This is a genomic window from Butyrivibrio hungatei (assembly GCF_001858005.1).
Lineage (GTDB): Bacteria > Bacillota > Clostridia > Lachnospirales > Lachnospiraceae > Butyrivibrio > Butyrivibrio hungatei.
On sequence record NZ_CP017831.1, the window covers coordinates 1,014,955 to 1,032,940 of the forward strand.

Genomic DNA, 17,986 nt, shown 5'->3' on the forward strand with positions numbered 1-17,986 from the left:
TATCACATTGGATAGGAAAAATATGAACCAGTATAACGGATTAATAAACATATATAAGGAGCCGGGCTTTACATCTAATGATGTTGTGGCTAAACTTAGGGGCATCCTTCATCAGAGAAAGATTGGCCACACAGGAACTCTTGATCCAGACGCTGTGGGAGTTTTGGTAGTGTGCCTCGGTACAGGGACCAAGCTTGTTGAGATGCTTACAGATCATGACAAGGAGTATATAGCTGTATGCAGACTGGGAGTTATTACTGATACTCAGGATATGTCTGGCAATGTACTTGAATCATCAGAGGTTCATGTGACCAAAGAGGAGCTCCACGAGGCGGTTAAGGCCTTTGTTGGAGACTATGACCAGATTCCTCCTATGTTTTCAGCTATCAAACAGGATGGCAAAAAACTCTACGAACTTGCAAGAGAAGGAATCGAAGTAGAAAGAAAACCAAGAAAGATCCATATAGATGCCATCACGATCCTTGATGATTCACATTTAGAGGATGAGCATATGTTTACTATGGAAGTAAAGTGCTCCAAGGGAACATATATCAGAACATTGTGTCATGACATCGGCCTTCGTCTCGGATGCGGCGCAGCAATGCAGCATCTTACAAGGACAAGAGTGGGCGCCTTTAATCTTGAGACAGCCTTTACTTTGTCACAGATTGAGCAGATGAGAGATGATGGAACTTTGATGGACAATATCCAATCCCCAGAGTTTATCTTTAGAGATCTTGATAAGGTTCACGTCAAGGATTCAGCAAGAGTTCTTTTGGAAAATGGTAATAGCTTCAGGAAGGACAACATTATAAATGAAGATCCTGAGGGAGTTAACGATACAGAGTATCTTGAAGAAATGCTTGAAGATGGCAATATGATCAGAGTATACGCTGAAGATGAGACATTCTTTGGAATATATAAATATGATGCAAGAACCAAGATGTTCAAGGTGGACAAGTTCTTTTTTGAGAAATGAGATATAAAAGATGCAGATAATCACAAGACTTGATGAACTGAATATAAATGAAAAAACAGCCATAGCAATGGGAAAATTTGATGGCATACATCTAGGCCACAAGAAGCTCCTTGATATGATTCTTGAGCAAAAGAAAAACGGTCTCAAAGCTACAGTGTTTACCTTTGAACCATCTCCTGAGGAGTTTTTTGTTGGACATACAGTTAGACAGCTCTTTACCAGAAATGAAAAGAGAAGAGCCTTTGAGAAGATGGGAATAGATATTCTTGTAGAGTTCCCGCTTACCGAGGCTACAGCAGCAACACCACCGGAGGATTTTGTAAGAAACATTCTTGTAGATGACTTAAATGCCAGGTACATAGCTGCGGGCACCGATGTTTCTTTTGGTGATAAAGGAAGTGGTAATCAGTTCCTTCTTAAGAATTTAAGTAAGGAACTGGGATTTGACCTATGGCTTATTGATAAGGTCATGATGGATGGCGAAGAAGTAAGTTCCACAAGAGTAAGAAACGTTGTTTCAGACGGAGATATGGATATGGTCAGAAGGCTTCTTGGCTATGACTATAGTATCAGTGGGATCGTTGAGCATGGAAGACATATTGGTCACACAATAGGCGTTCCAACAGTAAATATCTTTCCTCAAGATAATAAGCTCCTTCCTCCATTTGGCGTATATAGTAGCATTGTCGTGATAGATGGCTGCGAGTATAGGGGTATGACCAATATCGGCAGGAAACCTACTATTTCAGAGCATGAGAAGGTAGGCGTTGAGACTTATATCTATGACTTTGACGAAGACGTTTATGGTAAGGCAATAGAAGTAAAGCTCAAAGATTTTTTGAGACCGGAAATGAAATTTGACAGTATAGATCAGCTTAAGACTCAGATAGAAAATGATCTTAAGCTTGCAGCAAAATAATTAAGGCCTGGGACAGCAATGGAAAATCTGATAATCGCTACAAATGCAGTAATACCCTTTATTGTTTACATATTTCTTGGAGTTATCTCAAGGAGAATAGGACTTGTACAGGAAAAGTTTTTAAAAGAGCTAAATGGAGTAGTATTTAACGTCTTTTTTCCATTTATAATGTTCAACAATCTCTATGATGTGGACTTTACTGAGCTTAAAGGTGCGGGTTATGTGGGCTTTGCCTTTGCAGCCACCCTCGTGGTCATATTTGCCGTATTTTTTCTTGTTCCATTATTTGAAAAAGAAAATTCAAGACGCGGCGTTATAATGCAGGCAATCTTTAGGAGTAACTCAGTTCTTTTTGCGATTCCTCTGACAGAGAGTGTATTTGGAAAAGAAGGAGTGGTAATGGCTAGTATCATGGTAGCCTTTATCGTGCCTCTTTATAACATCACATCTGTGGCAATCCTTGAGTACTTCAGAGGTGGATCGGTATCACCAAATGTACTGGTAAAAAATATCCTTAAGAATCCTCTTATCATAGGAGCCATCGCAGGTATCTTATTTAATCTGATGCCTCTTAAGATGCCGGGATGCCTTACTGGACCTATATCCCAGCTTTGCAATATGGCAACTCCTTTATCTCTTTTTGTATTAGGAGGAACCCTTAAGGCTTCTGATATGAAGAAAAATGCAAAACCAATTGCTATAGGAACAGGGCTAAAGCTTCTTGTGATACCTAGTATCATAGTGACTATCATGTCTATGATCGGCTTTAGAGGTGCTGAACTTTTTGTTGTATTCTGCATGTTTGCAACCCCTGTTGCAGCGGCATCATATCCAATGGCACAGAGTATGGATGGAGACGCAGATCTGGCTGGAGAATACGTGGTAGTTTCCACTATTCTTAGTATTTTTACAATATTTGTGTGGATACTTGTATTAAAAGGATCATCACTCATATAAAAAATGTTTATATGTTAAAATAGTATTTGAATCGAATAATTCATTAAGGAGGTTTAATAAATGAATTACAAAGAAAGATATAATGAATGGCTTACAAACCTTTCTGATAGCGATCCGTTAAAGGCAGAGCTTCTTCAGATCAAGGATGATGACAAAGATATTGAAGAGCGCTTTTACCAGGATCTTGCATTTGGTACAGCAGGACTTCGTGGTAAGGTAGGCGCTGGAACTAATAGAATGAACTTTTTGACTGTCGGCAAGGCTTCACAGGGTATTGCTGATTATATTGTGGCTTCTGGCAAAGAAAATATGGAAAAGGGCGTTATCATTGCCCATGATCCTAGACATTTTTCAAAAGAGTTCTCTAAGCTTGCAGCAGGTATTTTTGCAACAAATGGTATCAAGGTTTACACATTCCCTGATCTTAGACCTACACCAGAGCTTGCATTTATGATCAGACGTCTTGGAACAGTATCAGGAATCAACATTACTGCTTCACACAACCCTAGAGAATACAACGGATACAAGGCATATTGGGATGATGGATGCCAGGTTTCATCTGAGATCGCAGATGGCATGACAGAGAAGATCAATGCAGTTGATATCTGGAATGGCATCAAGACTGGTGATTTTGATGCTCTTGTAAAAGAAGGCAAGATTACGATCCTTGGTGAAGAATACGACAGAGAATATCTTGATAAGATTGAGAAGATGGCTATTCATGAGGGAGATGAGCTTGATCTTTCTATTCCTCTTGTTTATACGCCACTTAACGGATGCGGTTCTATTCCATTTAGACAGATGCTTACAGATAGAGGGTTCAATAACTGGAAGATCGTTCCTGAGCAAGAAAATCCTGATCCTGATTTTACTACAGTTGGATATCCTAACCCAGAAGATCCTAAGGCATTCAAGCTTAGCGAGAAGTATGGTAAGGAATTTGGCGCTGAGCTCTTAATGGCTACAGATCCAGACTCAGACAGATTTGCTATTGAGATCAGAGATGCTGAGGGCAATTATATTCCTCTTAACGGTAACCAGACTGGATACCTTCTTGTTAACTATGTATTAGAGGGTAGAAAAGACGCTGGAACACTTCCTCAAAAGGGTGCTATGGTCAAGTCTATTGTTACATCAACACTTTCTACTATCATGGCTAAGGCTTATGGCGTAGAGATGTTTGAGACACTTACAGGATTTAAGAATATCTGCGGTAAGATCCCATATCTTCACGAGAATGGTTATACATACCTCTTTGGATATGAGGAGTCTGTTGGATACGCAGTTTGTGAGGATATCAGAGATAAAGATGGTATCTCAGCAGGTATGCTTGTTGCAGAAGCAGCAGCTTATTATAGAAAGCAGGGCAAGACACTCTGGGATGTCCTTCAGGAAATCTATGCTAAATATGGATTCTTTGCCGAGGACGAACCTAATATCGTACTTGAGGGTATTCCTGGAGCGCAGCGCATCCAGCGAATGATGAAGTACTTCAGAGAAAATCTTCCTACCTCTGTTGCAGGTGCCAAGGTTGATAAGGTTATCGACTATATCAACGGATATGAGGATATTCCAGCTCAGAATGCGATCAGGTTATTCCTTGATAACGGTTCATGGTTTGCTATCAGACCTTCAGGAACAGAGCCAAAGATCAAGTTCTATTTCTACTCAAATCAGGATTCAAGAGAGAATGCTCTTTTAGTTAATCAGAAGATAAAAGAGGAAATCTTTGCCCTGATCAACAGTGTAGAGTAAAATGGCATCTAATTTGCCAAAAAAGAAAAATAAGGTATCTTCTTTTACTGAAGTAGATATTTTAAAGAAAAGCAGCTAATAATATAATACGTAGTAACACAAGCAAAGTGGCTTTAGTGTTTTAGTTTTTATACAACTATTTTTTATGGAGGGTAGACATGGACGGAAAGAAATTATATAAAAGCAATGATAGAAAGATCTGTGGAGTTTGCGGAGGTATTGCCGAATATTTTGGAATTGATCCAACAATCGTAAGACTTGTATGGGCACTCACAACATTCGGTGGAGGAGTTGGCATCGGGGCTTATATCATCGCAGCGATTGTTATGAGTGATGCTCCTGATTACACAGAATAATTTCACTAACCTTATATAGAGCTAAGCGTATTAACTTAGCTCTATTTTTATGCGAATTTGTAATAAACTAAGTGCTCAAAAAAGCCTTGATTTATGAGTGTTTAGTATATATAATAAGAAACTGTTACTGCTTGTTACAAAAATAGTAACAATAATGGGAGTAAATAAAGGAGGAGAAATGGCGCAGGAGAAAAATGTTGGGGAAGAAAGATGCCTCTATACAGCAGATGAAATCTTAGAGCCACGTGAAAAGGAAAAGTGGAATTTACTTGCTATATTTCTGATCACTGCGGCAGTCATTTTGGGAGATATTTTTGCTCCGATTCCATGGTGGGTCAAAGTACTAGCTACATTATTTGCAATTGGAGTAAACTTGCATTTTGTTGATGAAATACGTTTTGGAATCAGTATGGCAAAAGACCTGTCAGCAGCAGATTGCATTTTCAGAGCATTTGAACCAGACCTTGGTGTAAAAAATGTTTCCTATTCAAGAGAGTATAGTAAATATCATTGTCTTGATAGAATAAGGAAAGATGTTACAGACCCTGATGGAATAGCGAAAGAGGTTCCAGGTCGCAAAACTGTATTTAATATTGCATCTCTTGGATTTGGCTTTGAAGATCATGCACGAACATCATTCTTTGATGGTGGAACCAAGACAATTATGCCTCGTTTACAGATCAGTGGAAGTTACAAAGGGCTTGATTACAACCTTGTTCAGTACAAGAAATATGCAGACACAGGAAGTGAAAAGTCTTCTAACCTTTTTGGGGTAGATGATCGCTGGTCTAATGCTATGAATTTTATAGAGATCAAGCTTCCAGATGATTTCCTTGGTTATGTTGAAGTTGGCGAGAGCGAGTTCATTCCTAAGAAAAAAGACGGAGCGATTGCTATCGAAACTGATGACATTATTTTTAATAAACAGTTTAAGGTAATTACAAACGAAGAACTTGGAGCATTTATGCTTCTTAATCCAAGACATATCATGAAGATCAGAGATTTTTATGATTCACTTAGATCCAAGAAATGGGCAAATAAATTCATGCTCTTATTCATGAATGGATACTTATATACTCAGAATGATTCAAGTACATGGGTTGATATAAATGCACCAGCCCACAAGAAAGAGAATATCAAAAGAGCAATCAAAAAGTGTAAGGGTATTGATGATTTCATCAGAACTTATGTTGATGGGCTTGAACTTGATAAAGAAGATTTTACAACAAGAAAAAAAGGAGCTTAAAAAATGGACGTACAGCAGACAGCACAGACAGTTAATAACGCAGCTTATTTAGTTAAGACAATAGTAGGAGTAGGAGCATTTTTACTTATTCTTATCGGTTGGTATGTTAGAACAAACAACAAACTTATTGTTTTAAAGAACAAAGTAGATGAGGCACTTAGTAATATTGATGTAGCTTGCCAGAAGAGAGCACAGTCAGTTAAGTCTTGTTACGCAGCAGCAGCAACAGTACTTAGCACAGAGCAGAAGATTCTTCTTGAGAGCTGCAAATACCGTTCAGGTATGAATTCTAAAGAAATCGCTCAGCTTGATTCAAATCTTACAAAGTCTATGGGCGTTATCAATGCAGTAGCTGAGAACTATCCTCAGATCCAGTCATCTGAGCAGTTCCTTAACCTTCAGAAGGTTATCACTGAGACAGAAGAGACACTCTTTGCTCAGAGAAGAATCTACAACAGCAATGTTACAGTATTTAACAGCGCTATCAAGATGATCCCTATGAATATCGTAGCTGGTATGCAGCACTGCGAACCATATGAATTCCTTAAGGCAGAGGAAGAGGAAAAGAAGCCTTTCGAAATCCCAATGCCTAATATTGACTTAGGTTAAGTTTGACTTTACATAAAGACAAATTTATGCTAACATACTATAGTTGCTGACAAAATATCAGTAATAAATAGTAACAGAAACTACCAGTACTCGGATTAAGGATACTCCAACCTTTATCTGTGTATATGGCGGATTTCCAGAAAAAAGGAGAATGTAACAATGATTACAAAGGAAAAGAAAACAGAAGTTATCAACAAGTTTGCTAGAACAGCTGGCGACACAGGTTCACCAGAGGTACAGGTAGCTATCCTTACAGAGAGAATCAAGGAGCTCAATGATCACCTTTCAAAGAACCCTAAGGATCACCACTCAAGAAGAGGTCTTCTTAAGATGGTTGGTCAGAGACGTAGCCTTCTTGGATATCTTAAGAAGAAGGACATCGAAGCTTATCGTAAGCTTATCGCTGACCTTGGTCTTAGAAAATAATTCTGTGAACTATAAAGACGGGATATGGCTGAGTCACATCGGCTTATTCCGTCTTTTCAATTTTTACTAAAGTGCACTAGGTATATGGGTTCAAAGTTATAATAAAGATTATGCCTTCGTGATTTTTATTATGACCTTGAAAACCATATATCATAATAAATGTTTAAACTGCACACGCACCTGAAGCGCTTTTGCGGATGATGGACTGCGGATGGGCAGTAGAAGGAGAAAATAATGGTAAAGACTTATTCAATGGAACTTGCTGGTCGTACCCTTAAGGTAGAGATCGGTAAAGTAGGTAAACAGGCAAACGGATGCGCATTCATGCAGTACGGTGACACAACAGTTCTTTGTACAGCAACAGCATCAGCTAAGCCAAGAGATGGAATCGATTTCTTCCCACTCTCAGTAGAGTATGGTGAGAAGTTTTATGCAGTAGGTAAATTCCCAGGTGGATACAACAAGAGAGAGGGCAAGCCTTCAGAGAACGCTATTCTTACAAGCCGCGTTATCGACAGACCTATGAGACCTCTTTTCCCTAAGGATTACAGAAATGATGTAACAATCGAGACTATGGTTATGGCAGTAGATCCTCAGTGCAGACCTGAGCTTCTTGCTATGCTTGGTGCATCAATTTCAGTTTCAATTTCAGATATTCCTTTCGATGGCCCATGTGCTATGACACAGATTGGTATGATCGATGGTGAGCTTATCGTAAACCCAACTCAGGAACAGTGGAACACAGGTGACCTCAAGCTTACAGTTGCATCTGTAGGACAGAAGGTTATCATGATCGAGGCTGGTGCTAATGAGATCCCAGAAGAGAAGATGAAGGAAGCTATTTACAAGGCTCATGATGTTAACCTTCAGATCATCGAGTTCTTTAAGGGTATCGTAGCAGAGGTTGGTAAGCCAAAGCACGAGTACACAAGTTGTGCAGTTCCTGAAGAGCTTTTTGCAGCTATCAAGGAAGTTGTTCCTCCAGAAGAGATGGAGAAGGCTGTATTTACAGACGACAAGCAGACAAGAGAGAACAATATCGCAGAGATCACAGATAGACTTACAGAGAAGTTTGCTGATAACGAAGAGTGGCTTGCTATCCTTGGTGAAGCAATCTACCAGTATGAGAAGAAGACAGTTCGTAAGATGATCTTAAAGGATCACAAGAGACCAGACGGACGTGACATCAAGCAGATCAGACCTCTTTCAGCTGAGGTTGATCTTATTCCTAGAGTACACGGAAGTGCTATGTTCACTCGTGGACAGACACAGATCTGTGACGTAGTAACACTTGCTCCTCTTTCAGAGGCTCAGAAGGTTGAAGGCCTTGATACATTTGCTGCAGACAAGAGATATGTACACCAGTACAACTTCCCTGCTTACTCAGTAGGTGAGACAAAGGTTTCAAGAGGACCAGGACGTAGAGAGATCGGACACGGAGCTCTTGCTGAGAGAGCACTTCTTCCAGTTCTTCCTAGCGTTGAAGAGTTCCCATATGCAATCCGTGCAGTATCAGAGACATTTGAGTCTAACGGATCAACATCAATGGCTTCTACATGTGCATCATGTATGTCACTTATGGCTGCTGGTGTTCCTATCAAGAAGATGGTCGCTGGTATTTCATGCGGACTTGTAACAGGCGATACAGATGACGATTTCATCGTTCTTACAGATATTCAGGGACTTGAGGATTTCTTCGGAGATATGGACTTCAAGGTAACTGGTACAAAAGATGGTATCACAGCTATTCAGATGGATATCAAGATTCACGGTCTTACAAAGCCTATCGTTGAGACAGCTATTGCACAGTGCCGTGAAGCTAGACTCTTCATTATGGATGAGTGCATGAGCAAGGCTATTGCTGAGCCTCGTAAGGAAGTATCTAAGTACGCTCCTAAGATTGTTTCTCTCCAGATCGATCCAGACAAGATTGGTGATGTAGTTGGACAGAGAGGTAAGACAATCAACGAGATCATCGCTCGTACAGGCGTTAAGATCGACATCACAGATGACGGTAAGGTTTCAGTTTGCGGAGAAGATCAGGACAAGATCGCAGAGGCAGTTAACATGATCAATGTTATCGTTACTGACTTTGAGAAGGATCAGATCTTTACAGGTAAGGTTGTAAGCATCAAAGAGTTTGGTGCATTCGTAGAGTTTGCTCCTGGTAAGGAAGGCATGGTTCACATCAGTAAGATCTCTAAGGAGAGAATCGACCATGTAGAGGATGTTCTTACACTTGGCGATACAGTAAAAGTAATCTGCCTTGGCAAGGACAAGATGGGACGTATCAGCTTCTCAATTAAAGATTGCCCTAAGGACTGAATTAGCGGAACTTAACGCAAGGAATATTCTTGCCCATTTGACTGACGTTCTCACTCTATAGAAAACGTAGTGGTACTAAGGCGTCAAAAGACGACGCCTAAGTACCAACGTTTTCTAAAGCAGCCAAATTGTGCAAGTATATTGCCTTGCGTTTTATTTTCGTAACAGTTAACTAGGTTAATATTTGAGTTGATTTAATAAATATTAAGTGATGAGCTGATCTAAGAAATATAAGATTTAAGTTTGTTTAGGAATTTGTTTAAGGGATTAGAAGATGAGTAATACAAAAGAAACTATTAGTGAGATTAATAAGCGTCGTACCTTTGCTATCATTTCACACCCTGATGCTGGTAAGACTACACTTACTGAGAAGTTCCTTCTCTATGGTGGAGCGATCAATCAGGCTGGATCTGTTAAGGGTAAGGCTACAGCCAAACATGCAGTATCTGACTGGATGGAGATTGAGAAGCAGAGAGGTATTTCAGTTACTTCCTCAGTTCTTCAGTTTAATTATGAGGATTGCTGCATCAATATCCTTGATACACCTGGACACCAGGATTTCTCAGAGGATACATATAGAACACTTATGGCAGCTGACTCAGCAGTCATGGTAATCGATGCCAGTAAGGGTGTAGAGGCTCAGACCAGAAAGCTTTTCAAAGTCTGTGCAATGAGTCATATTCCTATTTTTACATTTATCAACAAGCTTGATAGGGACGCTATGGATACCTTCGATCTTCTCGATGATATCGAGAATAACCTTGGTATCGCGACATGCCCAATGAACTGGCCAATCGGTTCAGGTAAGAACTTTAAGGGTATTTATGACAGAAGAGAAGGCCATATCGTTACTTTCTCAGAGACTCAGAAGGGTACCAAGGAAGGTAAGGAGACATTTATCTCTTTAGACGACAAGGCTGGAATTGACAGCATGGTAGGTCAGGATGCATTTGAAAAGCTCCAGAGCGAGATTGAGCTTTTAGATGGAGCTGGTGCAGAGTATGACCTTGAGAAGGTAAGAGCAGGTGAACTTACACCAGTATTCTTTGGTTCAGCTCTTCAGAACTTTGGTGTTGAGCTTTTCCTTCACCACTTCCTTAAGATGGCTACACCACCAACAGGACGCACTTCTTCTGATGGAGAAGTTATTGATCCTATGGAGAGAGATTTCTCAGCATTCGTATTCAAGATTCAGGCCAACATGAACAAGGCTCACAGAGACAGAGTAGCCTTCATGAGGATCTGTTCTGGCAGATATGATGCCAATAACGAAGTTAAGCATGTTCAGAGTGGCAAGGTAATGCGTCTTTCACAGCCACAGCAGCTTATGGCTGATGAGAGAAAGATCCTGAGCGAAGCTTATGCGGGAGATATCATGGGTGTATTTGATCCAGGTATCTTCTCAATCGGTGATACAGTATGTATGCCAAAAGATAATATCGTTTACGAGGGAATTCCTACATTCGCTCCTGAACATTTTGCAAGAGTACGTCAGGTTGATACCATGAAGAGAAAGCAGTTTGTTAAGGGTATCACTCAGATTGCTCAGGAAGGTGCAATTCAGATTTTCCAGGAGTACAATACAGGTCTCGAAGAGATCATTGTAGGTGTTGTAGGTGTACTTCAGTTCGACGTATTGAAGTTTAGACTTCAAAGTGAGTACAATGTAGATATAATCCTTGAGAATCTCCCATATGAGTATATTAGATGGGTTGATAATGAGGATATTGATATGTCTTCACTTGTTGGAACATCTGACATGAAAAAGATCAAGGATATGCATGACAGACCACTTCTTCTTTTCATTAATGAGTGGAGTGTAGGCATGACTATGGAGAGAAATAAAGGGCTTGTTTTATCTGAGTTCAAAAAGAACTAAGTCTGGAGGAGAGCATTGATAAGTCGGGATAAGTTTTTGGGGAAATTTATCGCTTTAGCTGTTGCCTGTGGGTTATCTTGCGGGCTTTTGTCTGGATGTCAGTTTTCTAGTATAGATGAGTATCTTGAGACCCTCGGAATGAAGGATACTTCAGAAAAAACTAATGAGGCATCTTCTGAAGGAACTTACTATGTCTCTGAAGATGTTGCTGTTAATAGTAGTGCTACTATCAGCTCATCTGCAGAAGCAAGCGCGGGAGCTACTTTAAACTCAGAAGACGAAGCCAATAGCAAACCGGAAAAGTCCACTAAGACAGAAAGCAGTAGCAAAAATGTTTCTGGAACAGTATCTGAGAAAGAAATGAAAGCTGCGAGAGAGGCCATAGGACTTACTGATTCTAACTTAGAGGCTATCAAAAAGAAGCAGGAAGGTCTCTATGCTTTCGAACGCCTTACCAATGAAGGCAAGACCCTTTATGCTGAGATCCTGACAATACTCGAAAACCAGGCTTCCGATATATTGGTGTCAACAACCAGTGATGAAGCAGTAGAACTGATCTTTGACTATGTATTGATCGATCATCCGGAGATCTTTTATGTGGATGGATATCAGTATACCAACCACACAAGGGGCGATGTCATTGAGATGATCACCTTTACTGGTAACTATACTTACACACCAGAGCAGGTTGCAGACAAAAAAGCTAAGATAAACGAGGCAGTAAACAAGTGTCTTGCCAATGCTCCTTCTTCTGAAGATGAGTATTATGCCATTAAATATATTTATGAGTATCTGATCACTAATACTGATTATGATCTTGAAGCTGAAGATAACCAGAATATATGCTCAGTATTTATAAATGGAAAGAGCGTATGCAATGGTTATGCCAAGGCAGCGCAGTACCTTCTTAATAAGATCGGTGTCAAGTGCACACTTGTTACTGGTACAGTTGATACAAAGAGTTCAAAGGGCGTAAGACATGCCTGGAATCTGGTTCAGTGTAACGGAACATATTATTATGTGGATGTTACCTGGGGCGATTCCTCTTATCAGACCAGTAACGGTGAGACTGCTGATGCAACCAAGCTTCCAGCAGTAAATTACGATTATCTGTGCGTTACAAGTGATGATATCGGCAAAACACATCATATTTCAGACATTATAGACATGCCTGTTTGCAGTAGCATGACAGACAACTACTATGTAAGAGAAGATGAGTATTTTAAGTCGGCGGAGATGTCTCTTATCAAGGACCTCTTTGATAGAAGATACAAAGATGGCAGTGATAACGTGACAATGAAGTGCGCGACAAAAGAAGTATACGACAGTATCTTCGAACAGCTTATTACTAATAAAGGCGTCTTCGATGTACTTCAGGGTGATACCAGCAGCGTGTCATATACCACATTTGCTGAGACCAGGACCATAATATTCTGGATTGATGCGAATTGAGGCGTTAGCTTAGCCTAGCTGAGAGAATTATGATATACTGTATAATGAATTAGATTATTAATGTGTTTATTGAGGTGACAATTATGGGAAAAGAAATTGCAGAGGTTGGATCAGTTAAGATCGCAGATGACGTAGTTGCTAGGATCGCAGCTCTTGCAGCCCTTGAGGTTGAAGGCGTATCTGCTATGGCTGGTAATTATACAAGTGATGTTCTTGAAAAGGTTAGCCGCAAGAATCTTGCAAAGGGTGCTAAGGTTGTTGTTGGTCAGTCAGAAGTAAAGGTTGATCTTGCACTTATGATGGCTTATGGATTTAATATTCCAGCTACATGTCAGCAGGCTCAGACTCGTGTTAAGGCTTCAATCGAGAACATGACAGGACTTGAAGTTACTGATGTTAATATTAGGATCGCCGGAATTACAATGCCAAAGGCATAAGATAGGAATAAAAGTATGATGAATAGAACAGAACTGAGAGAGCAGGTATTCAAGCTGCTCTTTCGTGTTGAATTTAATTCAAAAGAAGATATGGCAGAGCAGGAGGAACTCTTCACAGAGACAAGTGATCATGAGTTTTCCAAGGCTGATGCCGATTACGTTAGAGACAAATACGAGAAGATAGCAGAAAAGCTTCCAGAAATCGATGAAGCTATCAACAAGGAAACTTCTGGCTGGGATACAGGCAGAATGGCTAAAGTTGAGCTCACTATCATCCGCCTTGCTATCTATGAGATCAAGTATGATGATACAGTACCTACGGGTGTTGCTATAAACGAGGCAGTTGAACTTGCCAAGAAGTTTGGTCAGGATGGCTCATCCGCTTTTGTAAATGGAGTGTTAGCAAAATTTGCGCAGTGAATATACAGTCACACAGGTTAATTCTTACATAAAGAATATGTTTACTCAGGACTTCCTCCTTAAGTCACTTACTATTAAGGGAGAGGTCAGTAATTTAAAGTACCACTCATCTGGACATATTTATTTTACGTTGAAAGATGCAGGTGGTGCTATTTCTTGTGTGATGTTCCGCGGAGATAGAGACAGGGGCGGCCTTAAATTTCAGATGAAGGAAGGTCAGCAGGTCAAGGCCAGCGGAACAGTTGATGTATATGAAAGAGATGGCAAATATCAGCTCTATGCAAGGCAGATTGAACTTGATGGAGCTGGAGCTCTTTATGAGAAATTTGAAGAGTTAAAACAAAAGCTACTGGAACAGGGCATGTTTGCTGAAGAGTACAAACAGCCTATTCCATCATATATCAGGACTCTTGGCATAGTTACAGCTCCGACTGGTGCAGCTGTGCGGGACATTATAAATGTAGCGACACGCAGAAATCCGCATATTCAGATAATTCTTTATCCTGCCATAGTTCAAGGTGAGAAGGCTTCCGAGAGTATTGTCAGAGGAATTGAGACTTTATCCAGGAAACAGGTTGATGTTATCATTGTTGGCCGTGGCGGAGGTTCTATAGAAGATCTTTGGGCATTCAATGAGGAAACAGTCGCCCAGGCAATCTTTGATTGTCCGATTCCTATTATATCTGCAGTTGGTCATGAGACAGATACTACGATAGCAGATTATGTTTCAGATAGAAGGGCACCTACGCCTTCTGCTGCTGCAGAAATTGCAGTATTCGAATATAACAGATTCGTGCAGGATATAGAGGATTACTCTTTTACCCTTCACAGGAGCATGGAAAATAAACTAAACAGCAAGAAGCTTCTGATGGATAGATATAGAGAGTCCTTGAGACTATTAAGCCCGCAGGGCAAGATAAGAGACAAACTCCTTAGACTAGACGGTTTTGCAGATACTTTGCAGACCCTTATGGACAGGAAACTTACAGACTACAGACACAGACTCAATATCGATATAGAGAGGCTAAAAGGTCTGTCGCCACTTGATAGGTTAAAGGGCGGATATTCCTATGTGGCTGGTGAAGATGGTAATAACATAAGGAGTATCAGGGATATCCACAAGGATGACAAACTATCAATTTATGTAACTGATGGAACTATAAAGGCTAAGGTTATAGAAACTGAGGATAATGCGTATGGCAGCCAAGAAGACTGAAGATAAAAAAGAAAAGCTCTCTGTGGAAGAGGCTTTCAGTAAAATTGAAGAAAAGATCCATGCTCTTGAAAAGGATGACATCTCTTTAGAAGACTCTTTTAAGGAGTATCAGGAAGGCATGAAACTACTTAAGAATTGCCATGAGGCTATAGAAGAGGTTGAACTCAAGGTTCAGAAGATAGCAAAAAATGGCAGTCTGGAGGATTTTGAGTAATGAAGAGCGAAGACTTTGAAAGTCGCCTCAAAGAGCGCGTATCAGAAGTTGAGAATATATTAAAAAAGTATCTTCCAAAAGAGGAAGGTTATGCAAAGACTGTTATTGAGGCTATGAATTACAGCCTTTTAGCAGGAGGCAAGAGACTTAGACCTATCATGATGATGGAGTCCTATCGTCTTTTTGCTGGAGAAGATGCTGATCTTAAGACCATCGAGCCATTTATGGCAGCAATGGAGATGATCCACACCTATTCACTGGTGCACGATGATCTTCCAGCTATGGATAACGATGAGTACAGAAGAGGTAGAAAGACTACTCATGCAGTATATGGCGCTGGTATGGCGACCCTTGCTGGTGATGGCCTATTAAACCTTGCCTTTGAGACAGCAATTGCAGGCTCAGTTTCAGATTCTTTTGACGGGCAAAAGAGATATCTTAAAGCTCTTAAAGTCCTTGCTACCAAAGCCGGTATCTATGGCATGGTAGGTGGTCAGTGCGCTGACATTGTAGCAGAGAACAGAACGGATATCCCTGACGAAGAGATGAAGGATACCTTAAGTTATATAGATGAGAACAAGACAGGAGCTCTCATTGAGAGCAGTCTTATGATAGGAGCAATCCTTGGCGGAGCGGATGATAACGCTGTACAGGCCATTGAAAAAGCTGGTAGCAACGTTGGAGTTGCATTCCAGATTCAGGATGATATCCTTGATATAGTTGGAAACCAGGAAGAACTTGGTAAACCTATCGGCTCAGATGAAAAGAATGGAAAGAGTACCTATGTGAGCCTTTATGGCATGGAGGGAGCTTCTTCCAAGGTAAAAGAGCTCTCTGATGAGGCATCTGAGATTCTTTGCAATCACGGATTTAAAAATACTTTTTTGGACGAACTCTTTCAGTATTTGATCTATAGAAAGAAATGATGGATGGTAGACGAACATGCTGCTTGATCAGATAAATAAAACTGGAGATATAAAGAATATCCCTGCAAATAAATATCCTGAACTTGCTCAGGAAATCAGAGAGTTTTTGATAGACAACCTTTCAATCACAGGTGGACACTTAGCTTCAAACCTTGGAACGGTTGAACTTACAATGGCTCTCCATGCAGCTTTAGATCTTCCAGAAGACAAGATAATATGGGATGTAGGACACCAGTCATATACTCACAAGATCCTTACTGGCAGAAAAGATAAGTTCAACACTCTTCGTCAGTATGGCGGGATCAGTGGTTTTCCAAAGAGATGTGAGAGCGATACAGACTGTTTTGATACAGGCCACAGCTCAACATCTATTTCTGCAGGCCTTGGAATGGTCAAGGCAAGAGATCTTCAGCAGGATGATTACACAGTAGTATCTGTTATTGGTGACGGATCTCTTACTGGTGGACTTGCTTATGAAGCTCTTAATAACGCAGCCAAATTGGAGACTAACTTTATCATCATCTTAAATGATAACGAGATGTCTATTTCTGAGAGCGTAGGAGGTATGAACAAGTACCTTAACGGCGTTCGTACTGCAGAAGGGTACCTAAACCTCAAAGAGGACGTGTATGCTCAGCTTCGCAAGAATAAAAAAGCAGTTACTGGAATCAGAAGAGCCAAGAACAGCTTTAAGCAGCTCTTTGTCCCTGGAATGGTATTTGAAAACCTTGGAATAACATACCTTGGACCAGTTAATGGACATGATACAGCAGGCCTTATCAGAACCATCAAAGAGGCTAAGAAGGTCAAAAAGGCAGTTATGATCCATGTCATGACCAAAAAAGGTAAGGGCTATGAGCCGGCAGAGAGACATCCTGCAAGATTCCATGGTACGGAGCCTTTCCTTATTGAGAATGGACTTCCTAGAAATCCTAGGACTACTGCTAACTATCAGGATATCTTCAGTACAGTCATGTGTAAGCTCGGAGACAGGAACAGCAAGGTGGTAGCTATTACGGCGGCTATGGCTGATGGTACAGGTCTTAAGAGATTCAGAAATATGTACAAGGATAGATTTGTGGATGCAGGTATTGCTGAAGAGCATGCTGTTACTTTCGCAGCTGGTATGGCTGCAGGTGGATACAGACCAGTATTTGCAGTTTATTCATCCTTCCTTCAGAGAGCATATGACCAGATCATGGAGGATGTATGTCTTCAGAATCTTCCTGTAGTCTTTGCTGTAGACAGGGCAGGACTTGTAGGAAGTGACGGCGAGACACATCAGGGTATATTTGATATATCATATCTTTCAACTATGCCAAATATGCACATCATGGCTCCAAAGAATAAATGGGAACTCTCAGATATGCTGAAGTTTGCAATTGAGTTTAACGGACCAACTGCCATCAGATATCCTAGAGGAAACGCCTATGATGGACTCAAGGAGTTCAGAGCACCGATAGAGATGGGCAAGTGCGAACCAATCTATGAGGAAAAAGACATCTGTCTTCTTGCTCTTGGCAGCATGGTCAAGATTGCCGAAGAAGTCAGAAATATCCTCAAAGAAAACGGACTTAAGTGTAGCCTTGTAAATGCAAGATTTGCTAAGCCTATAGATACTGATTACATTCACATGGCAGCCAAGGACCACAAGCTCTTTGTAACAATGGAAGAGAACGTTGCCTGCGGTGGTTATGGCGAGAAAGTAAGAGCATATCTTGATGAGAACAAGATCGATGCTGATATGCTTCAGATAGCTATTCCTGATCAGTTTGTAACTCATGGAAATGTAGACAAGCTCAGACAGGAACTTGGAATAGATGCTAAGTCTATTGCAGATAGGATATTAAAAGAAATACACAGGTAATTT

At 40.5% G+C, this 17,986-nt stretch carries 17 protein-coding genes; all 17 read left to right on the plus strand.

Translation table 11 applies throughout. The features are described 5' to 3' along the window. The first annotated feature begins 22 nt into the window (after positions 1-22). The 17 genes from truB (at position 23) to dxs (ending at position 17,983) form a co-directional block, all read left to right on the plus strand. Positions 23-979, plus strand: coding sequence for a tRNA pseudouridine(55) synthase TruB (truB, locus tag bhn_RS04930; RefSeq protein WP_071175640.1), 957 nt, complete (start codon positions 23-25; stop codon positions 977-979). A 10-nt stretch (positions 980-989) separates the two neighbouring features. After that, a complete protein-coding gene (locus tag bhn_RS04935) occupies positions 990-1,898 on the plus strand; it encodes a bifunctional riboflavin kinase/FAD synthetase (RefSeq protein ID WP_071175641.1) in 909 nt (302 codons plus the stop codon). An 18-nt stretch (positions 1,899-1,916) separates the two neighbouring features. Further along, a complete protein-coding gene (locus bhn_RS04940; protein ID WP_071175642.1) occupies positions 1,917-2,855 on the plus strand; it encodes an AEC family transporter in 939 nt (312 codons plus the stop codon). Between the two features lie 60 nt (positions 2,856-2,915). After that, on the plus strand, positions 2,916-4,610 hold the full coding sequence (locus bhn_RS04945; protein ID WP_071175643.1) for a phospho-sugar mutase: 1,695 nt from the start codon (positions 2,916-2,918) through the stop codon (positions 4,608-4,610). 158 nt (positions 4,611-4,768) lie between these two features. Then, positions 4,769-4,966, plus strand: coding sequence for a PspC domain-containing protein (locus bhn_RS04950; RefSeq protein ID WP_071175644.1), 198 nt, complete (start codon positions 4,769-4,771; stop codon positions 4,964-4,966). Between the two features lie 178 nt (positions 4,967-5,144). Further along, complete coding sequence (locus tag bhn_RS04955) at positions 5,145-6,212, plus strand: DUF3137 domain-containing protein (protein ID WP_071175645.1); 1,068 nt, start codon at positions 5,145-5,147, stop codon at positions 6,210-6,212. Between the two features lie 3 nt (positions 6,213-6,215). Beyond that, positions 6,216-6,821, plus strand: coding sequence for a LemA family protein (locus bhn_RS04960; protein WP_071175646.1), 606 nt, complete (start codon positions 6,216-6,218; stop codon positions 6,819-6,821). A gap of 159 nt (positions 6,822-6,980) precedes the next feature. Then, positions 6,981-7,247, plus strand: a complete 267-nt coding sequence (gene rpsO, locus bhn_RS04965) for a 30S ribosomal protein S15 (RefSeq protein WP_071175647.1) — start codon at positions 6,981-6,983, stop codon at positions 7,245-7,247. A 234-nt stretch (positions 7,248-7,481) separates the two neighbouring features. Further along, the gene (locus tag bhn_RS04970; RefSeq protein ID WP_071175648.1) at positions 7,482-9,572 is read left to right on the plus strand and encodes a polyribonucleotide nucleotidyltransferase; all 2,091 of its coding nucleotides are present in this window, start codon (positions 7,482-7,484) and stop codon (positions 9,570-9,572) included. A gap of 274 nt (positions 9,573-9,846) precedes the next feature. After that, entirely contained in the window at positions 9,847-11,451 is a 1,605-nt protein-coding gene (locus bhn_RS04975) for a peptide chain release factor 3 (protein WP_071175649.1), read from the plus strand. A 15-nt stretch (positions 11,452-11,466) separates the two neighbouring features. Next, positions 11,467-12,903 (plus strand): transglutaminase domain-containing protein, encoded by a 1,437-nt coding sequence (locus bhn_RS04980; protein ID WP_148661918.1) that lies wholly within the window; start codon positions 11,467-11,469, stop codon positions 12,901-12,903. A gap of 83 nt (positions 12,904-12,986) precedes the next feature. Beyond that, positions 12,987-13,340 (plus strand): Asp23/Gls24 family envelope stress response protein, encoded by a 354-nt coding sequence (locus bhn_RS04985; protein WP_071175651.1) that lies wholly within the window; start codon positions 12,987-12,989, stop codon positions 13,338-13,340. Positions 13,341-13,358: 18 nt separating this feature from the next. Further along, on the plus strand, positions 13,359-13,760 hold the full coding sequence (gene nusB / locus bhn_RS04990; RefSeq protein WP_071177439.1) for a transcription antitermination factor NusB: 402 nt from the start codon (positions 13,359-13,361) through the stop codon (positions 13,758-13,760). Next, positions 13,750-14,976: an exodeoxyribonuclease VII large subunit gene (gene xseA, locus bhn_RS04995; RefSeq protein ID WP_083385742.1), complete on the plus strand. Its 1,227-nt coding sequence runs from the start codon at positions 13,750-13,752 to the stop codon at positions 14,974-14,976. The genes nusB and xseA overlap by 11 nt, the downstream gene beginning before the upstream one ends. Beyond that, on the plus strand, positions 14,957-15,190 hold the full coding sequence (xseB, locus tag bhn_RS05000) for an exodeoxyribonuclease VII small subunit (RefSeq protein ID WP_071175653.1): 234 nt from the start codon (positions 14,957-14,959) through the stop codon (positions 15,188-15,190). The genes xseA and xseB overlap by 20 nt, the downstream gene beginning before the upstream one ends. Then, complete coding sequence (locus tag bhn_RS05005) at positions 15,190-16,116, plus strand: polyprenyl synthetase family protein (RefSeq protein ID WP_071175654.1); 927 nt, start codon at positions 15,190-15,192, stop codon at positions 16,114-16,116. The genes xseB and bhn_RS05005 overlap by 1 nt, the downstream gene beginning before the upstream one ends. Before the next feature lie 16 nt (positions 16,117-16,132). Next, on the plus strand, positions 16,133-17,983 hold the full coding sequence (gene dxs / locus bhn_RS05010) for a 1-deoxy-D-xylulose-5-phosphate synthase (RefSeq protein WP_071175655.1): 1,851 nt from the start codon (positions 16,133-16,135) through the stop codon (positions 17,981-17,983). The last annotated feature ends 3 nt before the right edge of the window (positions 17,984-17,986 follow it).

Bases quoted from the DNA above. Each gene is read 5' to 3' on its own strand.
- bhn_RS04950 (WP_071175644.1), top strand. From the start codon at position 4,769: ATGGACGGAAAGAAATTATATAAAAGCAATGATAGAAAGATCTGTGGA.
- bhn_RS04935 (WP_071175641.1), top strand. From the start codon at position 990: ATGCAGATAATCACAAGACTTGATGAACTGAATATAAATGAAAAAACA.
- xseB (WP_071175653.1), top strand. From the start codon at position 14,957: ATGGCAGCCAAGAAGACTGAAGATAAAAAAGAAAAGCTCTCTGTGGAA.
- bhn_RS04945 (WP_071175643.1), top strand. From the start codon at position 2,916: ATGAATTACAAAGAAAGATATAATGAATGGCTTACAAACCTTTCTGAT.
- bhn_RS05005 (WP_071175654.1), top strand. From the start codon at position 15,190: ATGAAGAGCGAAGACTTTGAAAGTCGCCTCAAAGAGCGCGTATCAGAA.
- bhn_RS04970 (WP_071175648.1), top strand. From the start codon at position 7,482: ATGGTAAAGACTTATTCAATGGAACTTGCTGGTCGTACCCTTAAGGTA.
- bhn_RS04940 (WP_071175642.1), top strand. From the start codon at position 1,917: ATGGAAAATCTGATAATCGCTACAAATGCAGTAATACCCTTTATTGTT.
- nusB (WP_071177439.1), top strand. From the start codon at position 13,359: ATGAATAGAACAGAACTGAGAGAGCAGGTATTCAAGCTGCTCTTTCGT.
- rpsO (WP_071175647.1), top strand. From the start codon at position 6,981: ATGATTACAAAGGAAAAGAAAACAGAAGTTATCAACAAGTTTGCTAGA.
- truB (WP_071175640.1), top strand. From the start codon at position 23: ATGAACCAGTATAACGGATTAATAAACATATATAAGGAGCCGGGCTTT.
- bhn_RS04960 (WP_071175646.1), top strand. From the start codon at position 6,216: ATGGACGTACAGCAGACAGCACAGACAGTTAATAACGCAGCTTATTTA.
- bhn_RS04975 (WP_071175649.1), top strand. From the start codon at position 9,847: ATGAGTAATACAAAAGAAACTATTAGTGAGATTAATAAGCGTCGTACC.
- bhn_RS04955 (WP_071175645.1), top strand. From the start codon at position 5,145: ATGGCGCAGGAGAAAAATGTTGGGGAAGAAAGATGCCTCTATACAGCA.
- dxs (WP_071175655.1), top strand. From the start codon at position 16,133: ATGCTGCTTGATCAGATAAATAAAACTGGAGATATAAAGAATATCCCT.
- bhn_RS04985 (WP_071175651.1), top strand. From the start codon at position 12,987: ATGGGAAAAGAAATTGCAGAGGTTGGATCAGTTAAGATCGCAGATGAC.